Source organism: Actinoallomurus acaciae, from assembly GCF_042429965.1.
Taxonomy (GTDB): domain Bacteria; phylum Actinomycetota; class Actinomycetes; order Streptosporangiales; family Streptosporangiaceae; genus Actinoallomurus; species Actinoallomurus acaciae.
In genome coordinates this window covers 1-589 of record NZ_JBHLZP010001279.1, presented here as the reverse complement: position 1 = coordinate 589, position 589 = coordinate 1, and the positions used below count along the sequence as shown (strand labels likewise).

Genomic DNA, 589 nt, shown 5'->3' with positions numbered 1-589 from the left:
TCTTAAACCTGAATAAACATATATCCGGCTCCGTTACACTATATATCATCAGCACATTAATCTACAAAATTACATCAAAAAATAATATGTCTGAACAATTATGTTGAAGGGCAGCTTAAAACAGGATCGTATACGGAAAATTCTTATAAACGCACTTATATATCATTGTCGAAGTTTCCATAGGCACCTTGCCTTCGTTCTTATCACAATTTTCAAGTAACTCTTTTATTTGTTTCATATCAACTTCTTTAGGGAAATATGATAAACTTTCAGCGATATCGAGATGTCCATTCTTTTTCCCGAATCCCGCTTTCACATATATACAGTAGATTAACTTTTTCAAATTGTTTTCGTCGACATTTGACAGAACAGTTCCTTCGCGTAAATCCTTTAATGTTTCGGGATCGACATTCGTTTCCACGGCACACTCCATGTAGGTTTTGGCCAGAAGCAATGCTTTCTCAGGCACTAAGTAGATACCTGGCTTTTTACCGCATAGGCAGCCTCCACAAAACAGTACCAAAATAGCAGTTAGTCGTATCATCGTGGTTCAATTGTAGAAATATAGAGAATTAAGTCGCACTGATCC

1 protein-coding gene is annotated in these 589 nt (G+C 36.5%); it reads right to left on the bottom strand.

The window, feature by feature from the left end:
* Positions 1 to 115 precede the first annotated feature (115 nt).
* The gene (locus ACFFNX_RS52080; RefSeq protein WP_378213906.1) at positions 116 to 544 is read right to left on the bottom strand and encodes a pheromone/general odorant binding protein; all 429 of its coding nucleotides are present in this window, start codon (positions 542 to 544) and stop codon (positions 116 to 118) included.
* Positions 545 to 589 lie beyond the last annotated feature (45 nt).

Bases quoted from the DNA above. Each gene is read 5' to 3' on its own strand.
- ACFFNX_RS52080 (WP_378213906.1), bottom strand. From the start codon at position 544: ATGATACGACTAACTGCTATTTTGGTACTGTTTTGTGGAGGCTGCCTA.